This window comes from Streptomyces sp. NPDC006510, assembly GCF_040611955.1.
Taxonomy (GTDB): Bacteria; Actinomycetota; Actinomycetes; order Streptomycetales; family Streptomycetaceae; genus Streptomyces.
The window spans coordinates 60,072-73,004 of sequence record NZ_JBEXPH010000009.1 but is presented as its reverse complement, the minus strand read 5'-3'; the positions used below and the strand labels follow the sequence as shown (position 1 = coordinate 73,004).

The window sequence follows — 12,933 nt, the reverse complement described above, 5'->3', positions numbered from 1 at the left end:
GCCGCTCCTGAGGATCACTGATTCTCACCCGTCCATCCAGATCCCTGCTCGGAGCCCCGTGGCCCATTCGCCCAGCGCGCCATCACGCCGAGCGACCCGCACAGAAGGAGGACCCCCATGGGTCTCAGCAACTTCACGCCCGGCGGCTCCGACGACGACAAGAACAACGGCGGCAGTCTCCCTCCGGGGTTCCCGCCCATGGGGCCACCGTCCAGCGGCAGCGCCGACGACGTCAAGGAGCTCCTCGTCGACTACAACGAGAAGTTCAAGAACGCCGACCCGACGATGTTCCGCGACACACTCATCGAGCAAGTTCTCTCGGTCGTCATCAGCAGGACCAAGCCCAACGCCCTGCTGGTGGGATCCGCCGGCGTCGGCAAAACCAAGATCGTCGAGGACATCGCACGGCGCATCGCGCTCGGCGACACCCTCATCCCCGACCAGCTCAAAGGCCACACGATCTACGAGCTGCCCATCACCAACATCATCGCCGGTGCCGGCATCGTCGGCTCGCTCGAGGAACGGGTCAAAGCGATCGTCGAGTTCGCCTCGGACCCCAAGAACAAGGCCATCCTGTTCATCGACGAGATCCACCAGATCACCGGCGGATCCAGCAGCCACGGCGACTCCACCGGCCGCAAGATCTCGCAGATCCTCAAGCCGGCCCTGGCACGCGGCCGCATGTCCGTCATCGGCGCTACCACCAGCACCGAGTCGCGGGCCTTCGACGAGGACCCGGCCTTCGCCCGCCGCTTCACCCGGCTCATCGTCGACGAACTGAGCATGGAGCAGACACTGGACGTGATGACCACGGTCCGTCCCGGCCTCATGGCACACTACCGCCACCAGATCGGCGTCTGCGACGACGTCCTGGCCGAAACGGTCAAGATCGCCGAGGAGAACTCCCGGGCCGGCCAGCACCGTCCCGACAACGCCATCACTCTGCTCGACCGGGCGATGGCCGATCGGGTCCTGGAGCAGAAGAAGCTCATCGCCCAGGCCGAGAACGCCGGCGACACGGCGCTCGCGCAGACCCTGCGGTCCATTCCGCAAGTACCGCTGACCAACACGCGCGTGCTCGATGTGGCCAAGCGCCTGATGACCGGAAATGCCCAGCGCAAGGACCTCGACGTCGCCGCGCTGCGCGCCACGCTCGCCAGCCGGCTGCAGGGGCAGGACGACGTACTCGAGAAACTCACCGACCGGCTGGCCCGCGAAGAACTCGATCTGTTCCCGACGAAGACGCCCAAGACGTGGTTGTTCGCCGGGGCCTCGGGCGTAGGCAAGACCGAAACGGCCAAGATCATCTCCGAGCATATGACCGGCACCGAGCCGATCATCCTCAACATGACCGAATACCACACCGAGTGGTCGACGTCGAAGATCATCGGCTCGCCCCCCGGCACCATCGGATCGGACTCCAACCAGGAACTTCCGTTCGACACGCTGGAGTCCAACCCCCACCGGCTGATCCTGCTCGACGAGTTCGAGAAGGCCGACAAGGCCGTACAGCGCCTGTTCCTCTCGGCGTTCGACGAGGGCTACATCCGCAACGCCCACGGCAAGATGCTGGACTTCTCCAAGGCGCTGGTCATCTGCACGACCAACGCCGCGCGGGAGGCACTCAGCGGCAGCTCCATCGGATTCGGATCCGGTCCGAAGACCATCTCGCACCAGAGCCTCACCAAGGCCCTGGCGAACTTCTTCGACGCCGAACTGCTGGGCCGGTTCTCACTGGTCGTGGGGTTCAACCCCATCGACGAGCCGACCTACCGGCAGATCATGGCAGCTGACTACGACCGGCAGCGCGAGCGGATCGTCGAGGCCAAGCCGCGGCTGGCCCAGGCGCTGCCCGCAAAGATGCCCGATGACGAGCTGCACGCCATCGCTGAGACTACTTACGCGGACTCCCAGGGTGCACGGCCGGCCCGCAAGGCCGTTCGCTCCTGGATCGAGGACCACCTGCTCGCCGCCCGGACCGGTGGCGCAGCCTCGGCGTCCTCGTCGGACGACTGACCAGACATCCGCATCGCATCGAGCACCCCCTGTTCCAGTACGTCCGGAACAGGGGGTGCCCGGCGTGCCCCACCGCCGCGTCCTCATCGGGCAGAAAGAAGGACAGCTATGTCCACCAGGGTCCCCCAGCGCGAGCTCAAGGAACAGCAGAAACGAGTCGTGGAGCTCGCCGACACAGCCAGGGCGAATCTCACCGCTCATGCCCGGAGTACCGATGAACTCCGTGAACTGGGCCTCATGCTCGGCCTGATCGAGGTCGGTCCCACTGGATCCCTCGTCACGGCCTACCCCTGGGAACTCGACGATGCTGCTGTCGCCGATGGTCCCGACCGGTGCTCGAACCCGTCCCTGAGGTGACGCCAGCCGCCGCAGTTGAACGACCGCGCGCCTGGGTGGCGGGCGGTGTCCGGGGTGTGGCTTCGCCGCAGGCCCCGGATTCAGGGGCCTGACGCCCCCTGACGGGTGGGTTGAGAGGAACATGGGCGGGGCTCGTCGGCCGACGAGAGCCCTGCCCGTGTTCGCACCTGCGCCCGTGGCCCAGCCCTGTCGCCGCGCTTCCTGCTCGCTTCCGGGCATTCGACCTGCTGTTTGCCTCTTGCCGGAATGGCCGTGGGGCTTGAATCACGTTCTCTCGATCCACCTCTCGACCCATCTGACGAAAGACGGCGCCATGCCTATCCTGCTCGATGACATCGACCTCTCGGAAAGGGCCTTGGCCCAGAAGGTCGTCGACCCGAAGTTCTTCTCCTCGAAGCTCACCGGCAACGGGAAGAAGATCGGCCTGCTCAACGAGAGTCTGCTGCCGGTCAATACCGCCACCAATACCGCCTACGCCACGGCCACCGACATCGAGGTCAAACAGAGCTTGACGCAGCATGACATCACGACAACGTCGATCCCGCTCGCGCCAATCACGTGCCGCGCCCTGAACGCCAACGGGTCCTATACCCTGCCGACTCCGCACGTCGACGACCGCTTCACCGTCAACACTGTTTCCAGCGTGGGCAACGACTGGAATGTCGTCTTCGACATGACCCCGCAGGCGCTCGTGTTATACGAGGACAAGTCCGGGGGCAGGGCCACGCGCGACCTCGTCATCCAGTACCGGATGGAGCTGTACTTCTTCGAGAAGGGGCTCCCCGAGCCGGAGTACGTGTCCGCCTTCTGGCAGAACGCCACCATCTACCTGCAGTGGGACACCAGCCCGCTGGAGAACGCCCGCGGCTTCATCGAGGACGAGCTCGATGCTGCGCGCTTGACCGCCACCAACCTCGACGACCTCGACGAGTGGCTGCGCGAGTACCCGATCTACGAGCGCATCACGCGCCTGGCCCAGGTCTGGGACTCCGAGGCGATCGCGGACGAGGTCTGCCGCTACATCCGGGACATGCCTGCGGGCCCGACGGAGGAGCAGCTGAACGCGCTCGCCATCCAGCTGCGCTACCTGGAGAACTACAACGTCCCGCTGGAGGCCTACCGCGAGATCCACAAGCAACTCGATGCGACCTTCTCCGACCGGATCGCCACGAAGCTGTCGAAGCAGAACCTCAGCCTGTTGATGAACCACACGCTCGACCACCTCGAGCAGATGAAGGCTCAGCTGGTCGTGCCCGCGCAGCCGGCCACCCCTCCGGCGCTGCCGGCCCATCTGTCCAAGCAGCAGCTCGACGCGCTCACCACGCATGAGCCACTGGTGATGACTCAGGCGGGAGCCGGCACCGGCAAGTCAACCGTGATCCTCGAACGCATCAAGTACCTCGAAGCCTGCGGCGTCCCCGCCTCGGACATCACGGTGCTGTCGTTCACCAACGCCGCGGCCGACAACATCACGGAGAAGAACCCCAGCGTCGGCTCGATGACGATCGCCAAGATGATCATCGACATCTACTCGATGAACCACCCGACCCACAAGGTCTCGGCGATCGACACCATCATCAACTCGATCGACATCTTCTACCCGAGCAACACATTTGCCGCACACTTCCGCTCGCGCCTGCTGGAGGTCGACCAGAACAAGACTGGTGCGTTCACCGCGCTGAACACCTTCGTCGAGAACCACTTCGACGAAGTCATCGCCTTGCTCGACCATATCCAGCAGACCTCGCTGGAGCTGCAGATCATCATCTGCTACCAGAAGATCGACGACATGACCGAGCCGGCGCACGTGCAGTCGAGGTACCTCATCATCGACGAGGTTCAGGACAACTCGGTCTTCGAGTTCATCTACGTGCTGAAGTACATCACCAAGCACGCTCAGTCCCTGTTCATCGTCGGCGACGCCTCGCAGACGCTGTACGAGTTCCGCTCGGCGAACCCGCGCGCGCTCAACACACTGGAGGGCTCGGGGGTCTTCGCGACCTTTAGGCTCACGACGAACTACCGGAGCAACCAGGAAATCCTGGACTTCGCGAATGTCGTGCTCGGTGGGCTGGAGACCAACCAGTTCGCGAACATCCAGCTGCAGGCGAACTCGCTCGTGACCCCCACGGCGGACTCGTTCCAGAAGAAGGTCACCCTGGCGTACCGCGAGGTGGCGAGACTCGCAGGATTCGTCACCCAGGACCTGCAGCCGATCGTACGCAACACGGTCATCCCCGAGTACGTGGACAAGTGCCTGGCGAGGGGCGAGCAGGTCGCCTTCCTGGCCTACTCGCGCCGCGAGGTGGCCCTGATGCAGGAAGCGCTTCAGAAGCACTACCCGGACCGTGACGTCGCCTCGCTGGTCAGCGATCGGGTCTACGCCACGGACATCTTCTCGAAGTACATCAAGTTCTTCTGGAACGACGTCCTGCAGGCGCCGCCGAACAACGCCCCGTTCGTGGTCTCCCAGGGGATCAAGGACAACATGGACAAGCTGACAAAGAACGCCGGCAACGCCAACGTCGAGAAGGCCATCCTGCGCACGCTCTCCGAGTGGTGGATCGAGAACAGCACGACCATCAACGGGTGGATCGTGCTCTGTCAGCAGGGCGCTCTCTCCCACAAGGTGTTCTTCGACCGGCTGCGCGACAACCTCCTCTCCTTCGAGATCCAGCGGAACCAGCAGAAGCTGAACATCAACAAGCAGAGGAACCAGGAGCGCAAGCGGAAGAACCTCGAGTCCAAGGCCGACCTCGTCGTTTCCACGATTCACGGTGCCAAGGGTCTCGAGTTCGACAACGTTGTCGTCCTCTACAAGGAAGACACGAAGATGACCCAGGACGCCAAGCGGATGTTCTACGTCGCCTTCACCCGTGCCATGAAGAGCCAGTACGTGCTCGCTTTCGGCACCGTGAGGAACCCGCCGATCCAGAGCAGCTACGAGCAGATCGTGACAGCTCTGACCGAGCGCGACGAGAAGAACGCCCAGCGCGCTCTGGGCGTCGATCCGGACCTCCTGGACGACGACGGTGCCGGAGCCGGCACCGTCGACAACCACAGAGCGGTCGTCGAGGCCATCTGACCACCGGCCGCTCACCACCCCGTCCGCAGGGGCGGGTGCCTCACTCATCGAGGACACCCGCCCCTGCGGTCTCCCATCCTTCATACCCCTCCATGACGCAGCCCGAAGGAGCACGTCATGACCGAATCCAGCCCACAGGGCAACTCCGATGAGCTCACCCCGAGCCTTCTGACCACCTACGACCTCATCATCTGCCACGAGAACCGGATCGTCTTCCACGAACACTACGAGTCGCCTGAGCAGCGACAACGTGCCTGCGTCTGGGTCCTCATGGAATCTGGTGTCCTGGCCGGCATTGTCACCAGCGACAGGTCCGTCTGGATCATGGAACTCCACAGCTCGCTCATCGAGCAGCAACAGACCAGGCCCCCCGGAGACCGTGCCACCCCGGACGAGATCGTCGACGCCCTTGCCGAAGCCTGCCGTGAATGGGATGTCCAGCTCTACATGAGCACCACCGCGAAGAAGGGCGGGGCTCCCCGAACGCTCTACTCGGTCATCACAGAATACGGCCCCGGCCAGACGGTCGCCGAGCATTTCACCGACCGGGAATCCCGCACCGCCAGCCTGATCGAGCGCGCCGAGCACTTCTTCGCCTCACCCGGCAATATCCCCGCAGTTGTGCTCTCCGACGAACAGCGCCTGGCCGCGTTGGTCGCGACGCTCCTGATGCCGGCCACCGTCACCCTCACTGAGTCCGTGCTCGACGAGACCGAAGGCGTCTACCGACCGGACAACAGCGTGCCTCAGGTCCGTTGAGTACCTCTGCGCCACCATCACCCACCTACCCCTGCGAAGGCGAGAATCCTCCATGCCCGCATCCACGATCGTTGCCTCCAGCGGGGAGTTCCGCCTCTACGGGGACTCCGTGCAGACCTTCGCCAGCCTGCCCGTGGCCACCTACACCATCGCCTTTTCCCAGACGACCGGCTACAGCCTGCGCCAGACCGAGCCGCTCGCACCCGGCAAGGAAACCGTCTACGGCAACCACAGTTCCCGTGTGCAGCGGATCATCAACGGCTACTCAGCCATGGACCGCTCGCTCGGCGTCATCCTGTCCGGCGACAAGGGCATGGGCAAGAGCCTCATGATCCGCCTGATCGCCGAGCGAATGCGCGTGGAGTACAACCTGCCCACTCTGCTCGTGCAGCACGACACGCCGGGGCTCGCCGCATTCCTCGACGAGCTGGGCGAGGTCGTTGTCGTCTTCGACGAATTCGAGAAGGTCTTTTCCGACGACGAGGGCGAGTCGCAGAACCAGTTCCTGAGCCTGTTCGACGGTCTGAGCACGACGAAGCGCCTCTACGTCCTGTCGGTCAACGAGCTGGAGCGCGTCAACGACTACATGCTCAACCGTCCCGGACGCTTCCATTACCACATGCGGTTCGCCTACCCCGGACCCGAGACGGTCGCCGCCTATCTGCGCGACCAGGTGCCCGGAGTGGCCGAGAAGCAGGTGAACGAGATCGTCAACTTCTCCCGGAAGTACGACATCAACTTCGACCACCTGCGCGCGATCGCCTTCGAGCTGCGCCTGGGCGAGTCGTTCGCCGAGGTGATCGGGGATCTGAACATCAAGCGCACCACGGACACCGGCTCGCAGGTCCGGGCCCACATCACCTGGGAGGACGGCGGCACCGACGTCCTCGTCGGTCGTGTCGATCTGTTCGACAACGAGAGCCTGCAGACCATCAGCGACTGGGAATCCGGGACCGGGATGCGGTTCCGCATGCGCGACGCCGTCACGTCCGAGGACGGCTACCGGCTCCCGCCGGGAGCCTTCACGTTCATCGACATCCGCGACGGGGAGGACAAATCGCCCGACGACGAGCCGACCCGGCGCGCCGTCTCGGTGACCCTGCGCCGTCCGCCGAAGTACTCCATCGACTTCTGAGACGTTCCGCCGTTTCGAACCGCCGAGGAGCCACTCCGGTCTCTTCGGCGGTTCACTGTCCGGCTCACGCATTCCTGCACAGAAAGCAGCCTTCGACCTTGCCCGAGTACCGCATCGTCTCCGATCCCGACCCCGGCGCAGAGCATCGTGAGCCCCGAAGGGCCAACCTTTGCCTCGGCAAGGCCCGTCTCCTCACAGTCATCGACTCCGAGGACCTGTTCTGGGCGACCAGGCGCGAGCTGATCTCCTTCGGCAACGACCTGCACTGAGCGCCATGCAGCCAGATGCGACTGTGCTGCTCGCCTGCCTGGCCGCCGCTGCGCTCGGCATCCTGTGCCTCGCCATCGGTGTTGGCCGTAAGCGGCGCTGGCGGGACCCCGCCCGGCTCTTCAGCTGGCCTCAGAAGCAGCAGCTCATCCGCCAGGCCAACGGCCGGTGCGAGCACAAGCCGCCCCTCTGGCTCCGCTGCCTGGCACCCGGGACCGAGGCGGACCACATACACCCCTGGAGCCGTGGCGGGCCGACTGAACTGTGGAACGGCCAGTTGCTCCGCCGCCGGCACAACCGGCGGAAGTCCAACAGCGTGCCGAGCCCCTTCTACCGCTGGCGGCTGCAGCGCCGCCGCAGGAAGTACTGACCGACCCGATACGCATCAGGAGGAAGGGGCCATGCGCAGCTGGATCACCTGTCCAAACTGCGGCGAGAAGCGCGACGCCTCCGGCCGCTACACATCCCCGGCCAACCGAGAGAAGGACCAGCGCTGATAGGCCGAAGAGCCCATATCTGGCAGGTACCCGCGCGTCGATGACGAACGCCGGCCACATGGTCGCCCGCGTCAGCGCCACCGGTCTGTACGCCTGCAGCGACCGCGAGCGTGCCGACGGCGATTCGCGATGCGGACCAGGAACGCCTTCCCGCACATCCCGCAGTCAGTCCTCGGAACCGCGCATCACCTGTTCTCCCACCTGGCGCTCAAAGAGGCGATCTGGTTCTTCCAGCGCATCGCCGACGGCGCCGAACTTCCCATCGGGCACCCGGTCCTGGCCCCTCGCGCTCGGGTGACGTCGGAGAGGCTGGACAGCGTACGCATGCCGGAATCCAGGCATATGGCCTACCTGGTGCGCACGTGGAACACCGTGCATGAGGGCCGCTCGCTGGATCGGCTGGTGCACCCACCGAACAGCGCGGTGCCCATACCCAAGTAGCCGCCCATCCAAGCGCCCCGGCCGCGCGAATCGGCCGGGGCACCCACCAACAACCCTCCTCAGAAGTCCAGCACATGACCCGCATCAGTCGCCGCGACGTCGGCGACACCGCCGTCGGCCTCAGCGCCGGCACCGTCCTCATCACGCAGCTCGACGCCCCGGCAGGCAAGCAGTGAACCGCTTCCTGCCGGTCTCGGCGCCGCACTGATCACCGGCGGCATCACCGCCGGAGGGGCGCCATGAACTGCCCGCCTTGCGCCGCCCGGGTCCCGCCGAACTCCGGTTGGTGCAAGGGCTGCGGCGCACCCATCGGAGCCCGGAACTAACCGGGTGATCTTGATGAAACGGTTCCACAACATCACAAAACCCCGCGCAACGGCGGGGCTCGGAGGACGAGAGGATGAGACGGGGTCAGGACTCGGTGGCCCCTGCTTGGTGCTTGGCCTCAAGGGCCTCAGCGACCGTGACGGGCACGATCGCCGCCACGCGCCAGCCGTAGCTGGTGATGTATGTGACGCCGCCCCGGACAGAGATGTCGTTCACGACGTCGCCCAGCTTCGCGCGCAGGTCGCGGATGCCGATCTCCTCGCTTGTGTTCTCTGGCATGCACAAAGCGCCGCCGGATACCCGGTCAAACGCGCTGTCATCGCGAACGTGGAGACCGGCCGCCGCGAGGAAGTCTCCGTCGGCTACCTCGCCGTCGCTGCTCAGGTCCTCGGCGTCGACCCGGCCGCCATCCTCCGCCGAGCCGCCCTCTGCCTCCGGTGGGGGAACGACCCGCCCGCTGGCTTTGCCTGCCGTACGTGCGGGGCCGGAACGTGACCGATCACCTGAGCGCGCCATCCGCTGCCCCTGGTGCCACGTCGCACCCGGCTAACGCTGCACTGATGTCAGCACCAGCCCCCGCGGCCGACGCATTCCCATCCTCAGACACAAAGCCCGCATCCAGGCCTGGACCGCACAGACCACCCGCGACCAGTAGATCGGAGAGCCGCAGTGAGCCACACCGACGAGCTGACCGCCGCAGAGCGCCTCAGGCAGGCGATCGCTAACTACGACACGGAAAGCCTGCTCGACCTCCTGGACGCCCGCGCCCAGCTGACCGGAGACACCGAATGACCACGAGGCCAAGCTTCTGGCGGCAGGTCCTCGCAGCCCTCGCCCACCGCGGCCCCGGCTACGACATCCCGACCACCGGCGAGCGGTACGCCCAGGCCCGCATCACCTACGTTCTCGCGTACTGCGACCGCATTGAGGACCATCTCCGCAGCAAGGACACGGTCACCGCCACCGAGGCGCTCGACGTCATCCGCTGCATCCGCGGCACACTCAACCCGGACGGTGCGCCGTGACCACCCCGTACGAGCGGCTCACGGCCGAGCAAATCCCCACCAGGCCAACACCTCCACCGAAGCGCGACCGGCCCGACCTCCCTGGCTGGTGGACGCCCGACGAGCAGGCCCAGCACGTTGCCGACCTCCTCTCCGCCGTCAGCGGCTGGCGCTTCAAAGAGCCTGACCCCGAGGAGACACCCAGCCTCCGCCTCGTCACCGACCAGACCGATGTGGCATAGGAGCCAACCGTGGACCGGATCTACACCAACCACCGCCACGGCGAACGCCGCATCCACATCGAGATTGACGAGAACGAGATCGCCGATCTCCTCGACGACATCGACGCCTACCCGCCCGATGCGTTCGACGCCACGAAGCGGTTCATCGACATCCTCCGCGAGTCCCACGACACCTTCGGCACCGACCGACAGGCCGACGCCGCCGAGGCCGAGACGTCACGGACCTGACTCCCGAGTAAGAAACCTCAGCGACCGAACCCTCAAGGACAAAACCCGATGGCAAACGCCGCACACGCCCCTCATCGCGCCGAACAGACACCCAAAGTGCCCAGACCCTCAACCGACCCCCACACACCGCCTGGTGGGTCGCCGGAGACCCAAGACGAGGTCACTGCGCCTCGGGCCCCCACTGCCGACGGCAAGACCGCTCGCGAGAGGATCGCCAACCTGCTGTGGTGGAGCGTCCCCAGCGGCACCGACGAAGAGGCCAAAGCCCGCACCGAGCAGCTCCTCGATGAACACCGCGCCGAGGTGCTGCGCGAGGCCGAAGGCAAGGCGCGCGAGATTGTCGCCAAGCTCTGGGTCGACGGAACCACCCAGAAGCAGATGGACCGTGCGGGCGGCGCCCGGGCCGTCGAGTGGGAGATCGGCCTCATGGCCAGCGGGACCGACGAGGCCGCCGTTGCCCCGGACTTCTTCCAGCCCGGCCGTACATACGCGTACGACGCTAGCGGCTTCACCGCGCCCGAGCTGCTCACCGTGTTCCGCGTCGTGGCCACGACCACGCACCCGGATACCGGGAAGCCGGCGGCGTTCGGCTGGATCCGTGGCGAGGGCCACAAAACGTGGGCGCCGCACATCGAACCCGCGAACGAGTGGCCCGCGTGCTGGACCGACATCACCGGGACGGAGGCTGCCCGATGAGCGCCCGCGACAAGCTGCACGCCTACGCCGGGACACCGTGCGTGCTGCCGGAGAACATGCTCGACGAGGCGCTCGACGCCTATCGCGTCGAGGTGCTGGCCAAGGCCATCGGCCGGCTCCGCGCCATCCCCGTCACCTGCACCGCGCTCACCGGCCCGGTCTGGTACGGCACCGGCTGGGACGAGGCGATCACCGAGCTGGAAGAGATCGCCGACTACCAGAAACCCGACGACGAGGCCTACCCCGGCGAACTGCAACAGCTCCGCGCGCTGGCCCTCGCCGCCCGGGCAGCGATCCGGAAGGACAGCTTCGCCGAGGTGAAACGCGTCATAGGCGCGCACCAGATCTGGGAGGACGAAGCCACCCGATGTGTTCCGGCGCCGGAATTCTTCCAGCCGGGCCGTACGTACCAGCGGCGCCGCTGGCTGTTTCAGTGCCTCGCCGTCGCGCCGAGCCCCTTCGACGGTGAGGCCCGTGCGGTCGGCTTCCTGTACCGGCCCGGTGACAACGCCACGGTGACCGGGCTCGGCCCGGACAACTGGGACCACGACGGCTGGACCGAGGCCACCGAAGCCGGGGAGGCGTCCGCATGAGCCAGCGCGCCGAGATCCGCATGGTCCTCCAGCCCGCCGGGGCCATCCCACACGAGTCCGCGTACAAGCAAAGCGACCTCGACGGTGACCGGCTCCTGATCAGCACCGCCTGCATGCCTGGCAACGTCCCCGGCATCTACTTCCGCACCGACCCCAACGGCTCCGCAGTGCCTGACTGACCTGCCCAAGCTGATCGCGCAGGTGCAGGTCATCGCCGAAGCCGCCCAGACCGAAGCCGAGGAGACCGCACGATGACCGAGCAGCTCGAAGACGGCTTCTGGGCCGCCGCACGTGCCCAGGACACAGCCGCACGCGGCCAGGACGCCGACGCCGGCGCATGCGGCAGCTGCCGCGACCGTGTCACGGCCGGCCGCCAAGTCGAGCACGACGAGTGCGCACAGCGCGCCACCCTGCTCCCCGCACCGGACGCCCCCGGGTACGAACTGATCACCGGCCTGTCCGAGGAAGAACTCGCCGCGCTCCCGCCGCGCTTCCATGTCCCGGCGTTCATGGAGTCCAGCACCCCGAAGATGTGGGTGTGCGCGGTCTGCTGGGGCGACGGCTGGGTCACGGGATGGCCGTGCAAGACCGCGGTGAAGCACGGCCTCCGCGTGTTCACACCCGAGCACGACGCCGAGACCGCGGCGAAGAGGCAGGCCGCCGAGCTGGAGCACATCCACAAGGACCGGGACACGTTCCGGGACCAGCGCAACGCCGTCTTCAAGACGAACCAGCGGCTGACCCGCGAAGTCGAGGCAGCTGGGCAGGCGCGCCTCCCCGCGGAGAACCAGACGCGGACGGTGACCCGGACTGCCGAGCAGCTGCGCGCCCGCGTCGCCGAGCTGGAGGCCGAGCGCGCGAAGTACGTTGGCAAGAAGCCGACGATCGCCGAGGAAATGGCCTACCTCTCCCGCTGCATCGACACCGTCCTCGACCAATGCGCGCGGGCCGAAGAGCAAGCCGGCCGGTGGGAGCAGCCGCTCCCCGTACCGGAGTGGGTCGCCGAGGTACGCAAGGCCGCCGGGGGCCTCGTCGAACGCACCACGTACCCGCCCGCGCTGCCGTGGGCCGCGCTCATGGACGCCGAAGACCTCGCCGAGTTCCTGGCCGAACTGGAACACGCCGCCGCCACACCCGGCGCCACCCCCACCGAGGCGCTCGCCGCCGTCGAGAAGGCTTGCGGCACCTACCGGGTCATCGCCGAAACCAAGCACGCCCACAACACCGCGGCCGGACCGAACACCGAGGCGGGCGAGGGCTGATGACCAGCGACATCACCCCGGCCG

17 protein-coding genes are annotated in these 12,933 nt (G+C 66.4%); 16 read left to right on the top strand and 1 reads right to left on the bottom strand.

What is annotated here, in order from left to right:
* Positions 1-117: 117 nt before the first annotated feature.
* The 8 genes from ABZY11_RS05135 (at position 118) to ABZY11_RS05100 (ending at position 8,557) form a co-directional block, all read left to right on the top strand.
* Positions 118-2,016 carry an AAA family ATPase gene (locus ABZY11_RS05135; RefSeq protein WP_356477794.1) on the top strand — a complete coding sequence of 633 codons (1,899 nt, stop codon included), beginning with the start codon at positions 118-120 and terminating at the stop codon, positions 2,014-2,016.
* Between the two features lie 108 nt (positions 2,017-2,124).
* Positions 2,125-2,373, top strand: coding sequence for a hypothetical protein (locus tag ABZY11_RS05130; RefSeq protein WP_356477793.1), 249 nt, complete (start codon positions 2,125-2,127; stop codon positions 2,371-2,373).
* A 313-nt stretch (positions 2,374-2,686) separates the two neighbouring features.
* Positions 2,687-5,458 (top strand): ATP-dependent helicase, encoded by a 2,772-nt coding sequence (locus tag ABZY11_RS05125; RefSeq protein ID WP_356477792.1) that lies wholly within the window; start codon positions 2,687-2,689, stop codon positions 5,456-5,458.
* A 117-nt stretch (positions 5,459-5,575) separates the two neighbouring features.
* Positions 5,576-6,217 carry a hypothetical protein gene (locus ABZY11_RS05120; RefSeq protein ID WP_356477791.1) on the top strand — a complete coding sequence of 214 codons (642 nt, stop codon included), beginning with the start codon at positions 5,576-5,578 and terminating at the stop codon, positions 6,215-6,217.
* Between the two features lie 52 nt (positions 6,218-6,269).
* The gene (locus tag ABZY11_RS05115; protein WP_356477790.1) at positions 6,270-7,352 is read left to right on the top strand and encodes an AAA family ATPase; all 1,083 of its coding nucleotides are present in this window, start codon (positions 6,270-6,272) and stop codon (positions 7,350-7,352) included.
* A 98-nt stretch (positions 7,353-7,450) separates the two neighbouring features.
* The gene (locus ABZY11_RS05110; RefSeq protein WP_326742875.1) at positions 7,451-7,621 is read left to right on the top strand and encodes a hypothetical protein; all 171 of its coding nucleotides are present in this window, start codon (positions 7,451-7,453) and stop codon (positions 7,619-7,621) included.
* A gap of 5 nt (positions 7,622-7,626) precedes the next feature.
* Entirely contained in the window at positions 7,627-7,989 is a 363-nt protein-coding gene (locus tag ABZY11_RS05105) for an HNH endonuclease signature motif containing protein (protein WP_326742876.1), read from the top strand.
* Positions 7,990-8,245: 256 nt separating this feature from the next.
* Positions 8,246-8,557, top strand: a complete 312-nt coding sequence (locus ABZY11_RS05100) for a hypothetical protein (RefSeq protein ID WP_356477789.1) — start codon at positions 8,246-8,248, stop codon at positions 8,555-8,557.
* Between the two features lie 411 nt (positions 8,558-8,968).
* Here ABZY11_RS05100 and ABZY11_RS05095 read toward each other — a convergent pair whose 3' ends face one another.
* Positions 8,969-9,163, bottom strand: a complete 195-nt coding sequence (locus ABZY11_RS05095; protein ID WP_326742878.1) for a type II toxin-antitoxin system prevent-host-death family antitoxin — start codon at positions 9,161-9,163, stop codon at positions 8,969-8,971.
* A 390-nt stretch (positions 9,164-9,553) separates the two neighbouring features.
* On the opposite strand from ABZY11_RS05095, the gene ABZY11_RS05090 reads away from it, so the two are divergent.
* The 8 genes from ABZY11_RS05090 to ABZY11_RS05055 all read left to right on the top strand — a co-directional run bounded on the left by ABZY11_RS05090 (position 9,554) and on the right by ABZY11_RS05055 (position 12,909).
* Positions 9,554-9,676: a hypothetical protein gene (locus ABZY11_RS05090; protein ID WP_326742879.1), complete on the top strand. Its 123-nt coding sequence runs from the start codon at positions 9,554-9,556 to the stop codon at positions 9,674-9,676.
* Positions 9,673-9,909: a hypothetical protein gene (locus tag ABZY11_RS05085; protein ID WP_326742880.1), complete on the top strand. Its 237-nt coding sequence runs from the start codon at positions 9,673-9,675 to the stop codon at positions 9,907-9,909. Before ABZY11_RS05090 ends, ABZY11_RS05085 begins: the two co-directional genes overlap by 4 nt.
* The gene (locus tag ABZY11_RS05080; RefSeq protein ID WP_326742881.1) at positions 9,906-10,130 is read left to right on the top strand and encodes a hypothetical protein; all 225 of its coding nucleotides are present in this window, start codon (positions 9,906-9,908) and stop codon (positions 10,128-10,130) included. The genes ABZY11_RS05085 and ABZY11_RS05080 overlap by 4 nt, the downstream gene beginning before the upstream one ends.
* 9 nt (positions 10,131-10,139) lie before the next feature.
* On the top strand, positions 10,140-10,358 hold the full coding sequence (locus ABZY11_RS05075; RefSeq protein WP_326742882.1) for a hypothetical protein: 219 nt from the start codon (positions 10,140-10,142) through the stop codon (positions 10,356-10,358).
* 96 nt (positions 10,359-10,454) lie between these two features.
* Positions 10,455-11,054 carry a hypothetical protein gene (locus ABZY11_RS05070; protein ID WP_356477788.1) on the top strand — a complete coding sequence of 200 codons (600 nt, stop codon included), beginning with the start codon at positions 10,455-10,457 and terminating at the stop codon, positions 11,052-11,054.
* Positions 11,051-11,647, top strand: coding sequence for a hypothetical protein (locus ABZY11_RS05065; RefSeq protein ID WP_326742884.1), 597 nt, complete (start codon positions 11,051-11,053; stop codon positions 11,645-11,647). The genes ABZY11_RS05070 and ABZY11_RS05065 overlap by 4 nt, the downstream gene beginning before the upstream one ends.
* A complete protein-coding gene (locus ABZY11_RS05060; RefSeq protein ID WP_326742885.1) occupies positions 11,644-11,826 on the top strand; it encodes a hypothetical protein in 183 nt (60 codons plus the stop codon). Before ABZY11_RS05065 ends, ABZY11_RS05060 begins: the two co-directional genes overlap by 4 nt.
* 72 nt (positions 11,827-11,898) lie before the next feature.
* A complete protein-coding gene (locus ABZY11_RS05055) occupies positions 11,899-12,909 on the top strand; it encodes a hypothetical protein (protein WP_356477787.1) in 1,011 nt (336 codons plus the stop codon).
* The last annotated feature ends 24 nt before the right edge of the window (positions 12,910-12,933 follow it).

What these genes read in the sequence shown, in the direction of transcription:
- ABZY11_RS05105 (WP_326742876.1), top strand. Translation starts at nt 7,627, where the DNA reads ATGCAGCCAGATGCGACTGTGCTGCTCGCCTGCCTGGCCGCCGCTGCG.
- ABZY11_RS05055 (WP_356477787.1), top strand. Translation starts at nt 11,899, where the DNA reads ATGACCGAGCAGCTCGAAGACGGCTTCTGGGCCGCCGCACGTGCCCAG.
- ABZY11_RS05125 (WP_356477792.1), top strand. Translation starts at nt 2,687, where the DNA reads ATGCCTATCCTGCTCGATGACATCGACCTCTCGGAAAGGGCCTTGGCC.
- ABZY11_RS05085 (WP_326742880.1), top strand. Translation starts at nt 9,673, where the DNA reads ATGACCACGAGGCCAAGCTTCTGGCGGCAGGTCCTCGCAGCCCTCGCC.
- ABZY11_RS05060 (WP_326742885.1), top strand. Translation starts at nt 11,644, where the DNA reads ATGAGCCAGCGCGCCGAGATCCGCATGGTCCTCCAGCCCGCCGGGGCC.
- ABZY11_RS05100 (WP_356477789.1), top strand. Translation starts at nt 8,246, where the DNA reads ATGCGGACCAGGAACGCCTTCCCGCACATCCCGCAGTCAGTCCTCGGA.
- ABZY11_RS05095 (WP_326742878.1), bottom strand. Translation starts at nt 9,163, where the DNA reads ATGCCAGAGAACACAAGCGAGGAGATCGGCATCCGCGACCTGCGCGCG.
- ABZY11_RS05065 (WP_326742884.1), top strand. Translation starts at nt 11,051, where the DNA reads ATGAGCGCCCGCGACAAGCTGCACGCCTACGCCGGGACACCGTGCGTG.
- ABZY11_RS05135 (WP_356477794.1), top strand. Translation starts at nt 118, where the DNA reads ATGGGTCTCAGCAACTTCACGCCCGGCGGCTCCGACGACGACAAGAAC.
- ABZY11_RS05130 (WP_356477793.1), top strand. Translation starts at nt 2,125, where the DNA reads ATGTCCACCAGGGTCCCCCAGCGCGAGCTCAAGGAACAGCAGAAACGA.
- ABZY11_RS05120 (WP_356477791.1), top strand. Translation starts at nt 5,576, where the DNA reads ATGACCGAATCCAGCCCACAGGGCAACTCCGATGAGCTCACCCCGAGC.
- ABZY11_RS05115 (WP_356477790.1), top strand. Translation starts at nt 6,270, where the DNA reads ATGCCCGCATCCACGATCGTTGCCTCCAGCGGGGAGTTCCGCCTCTAC.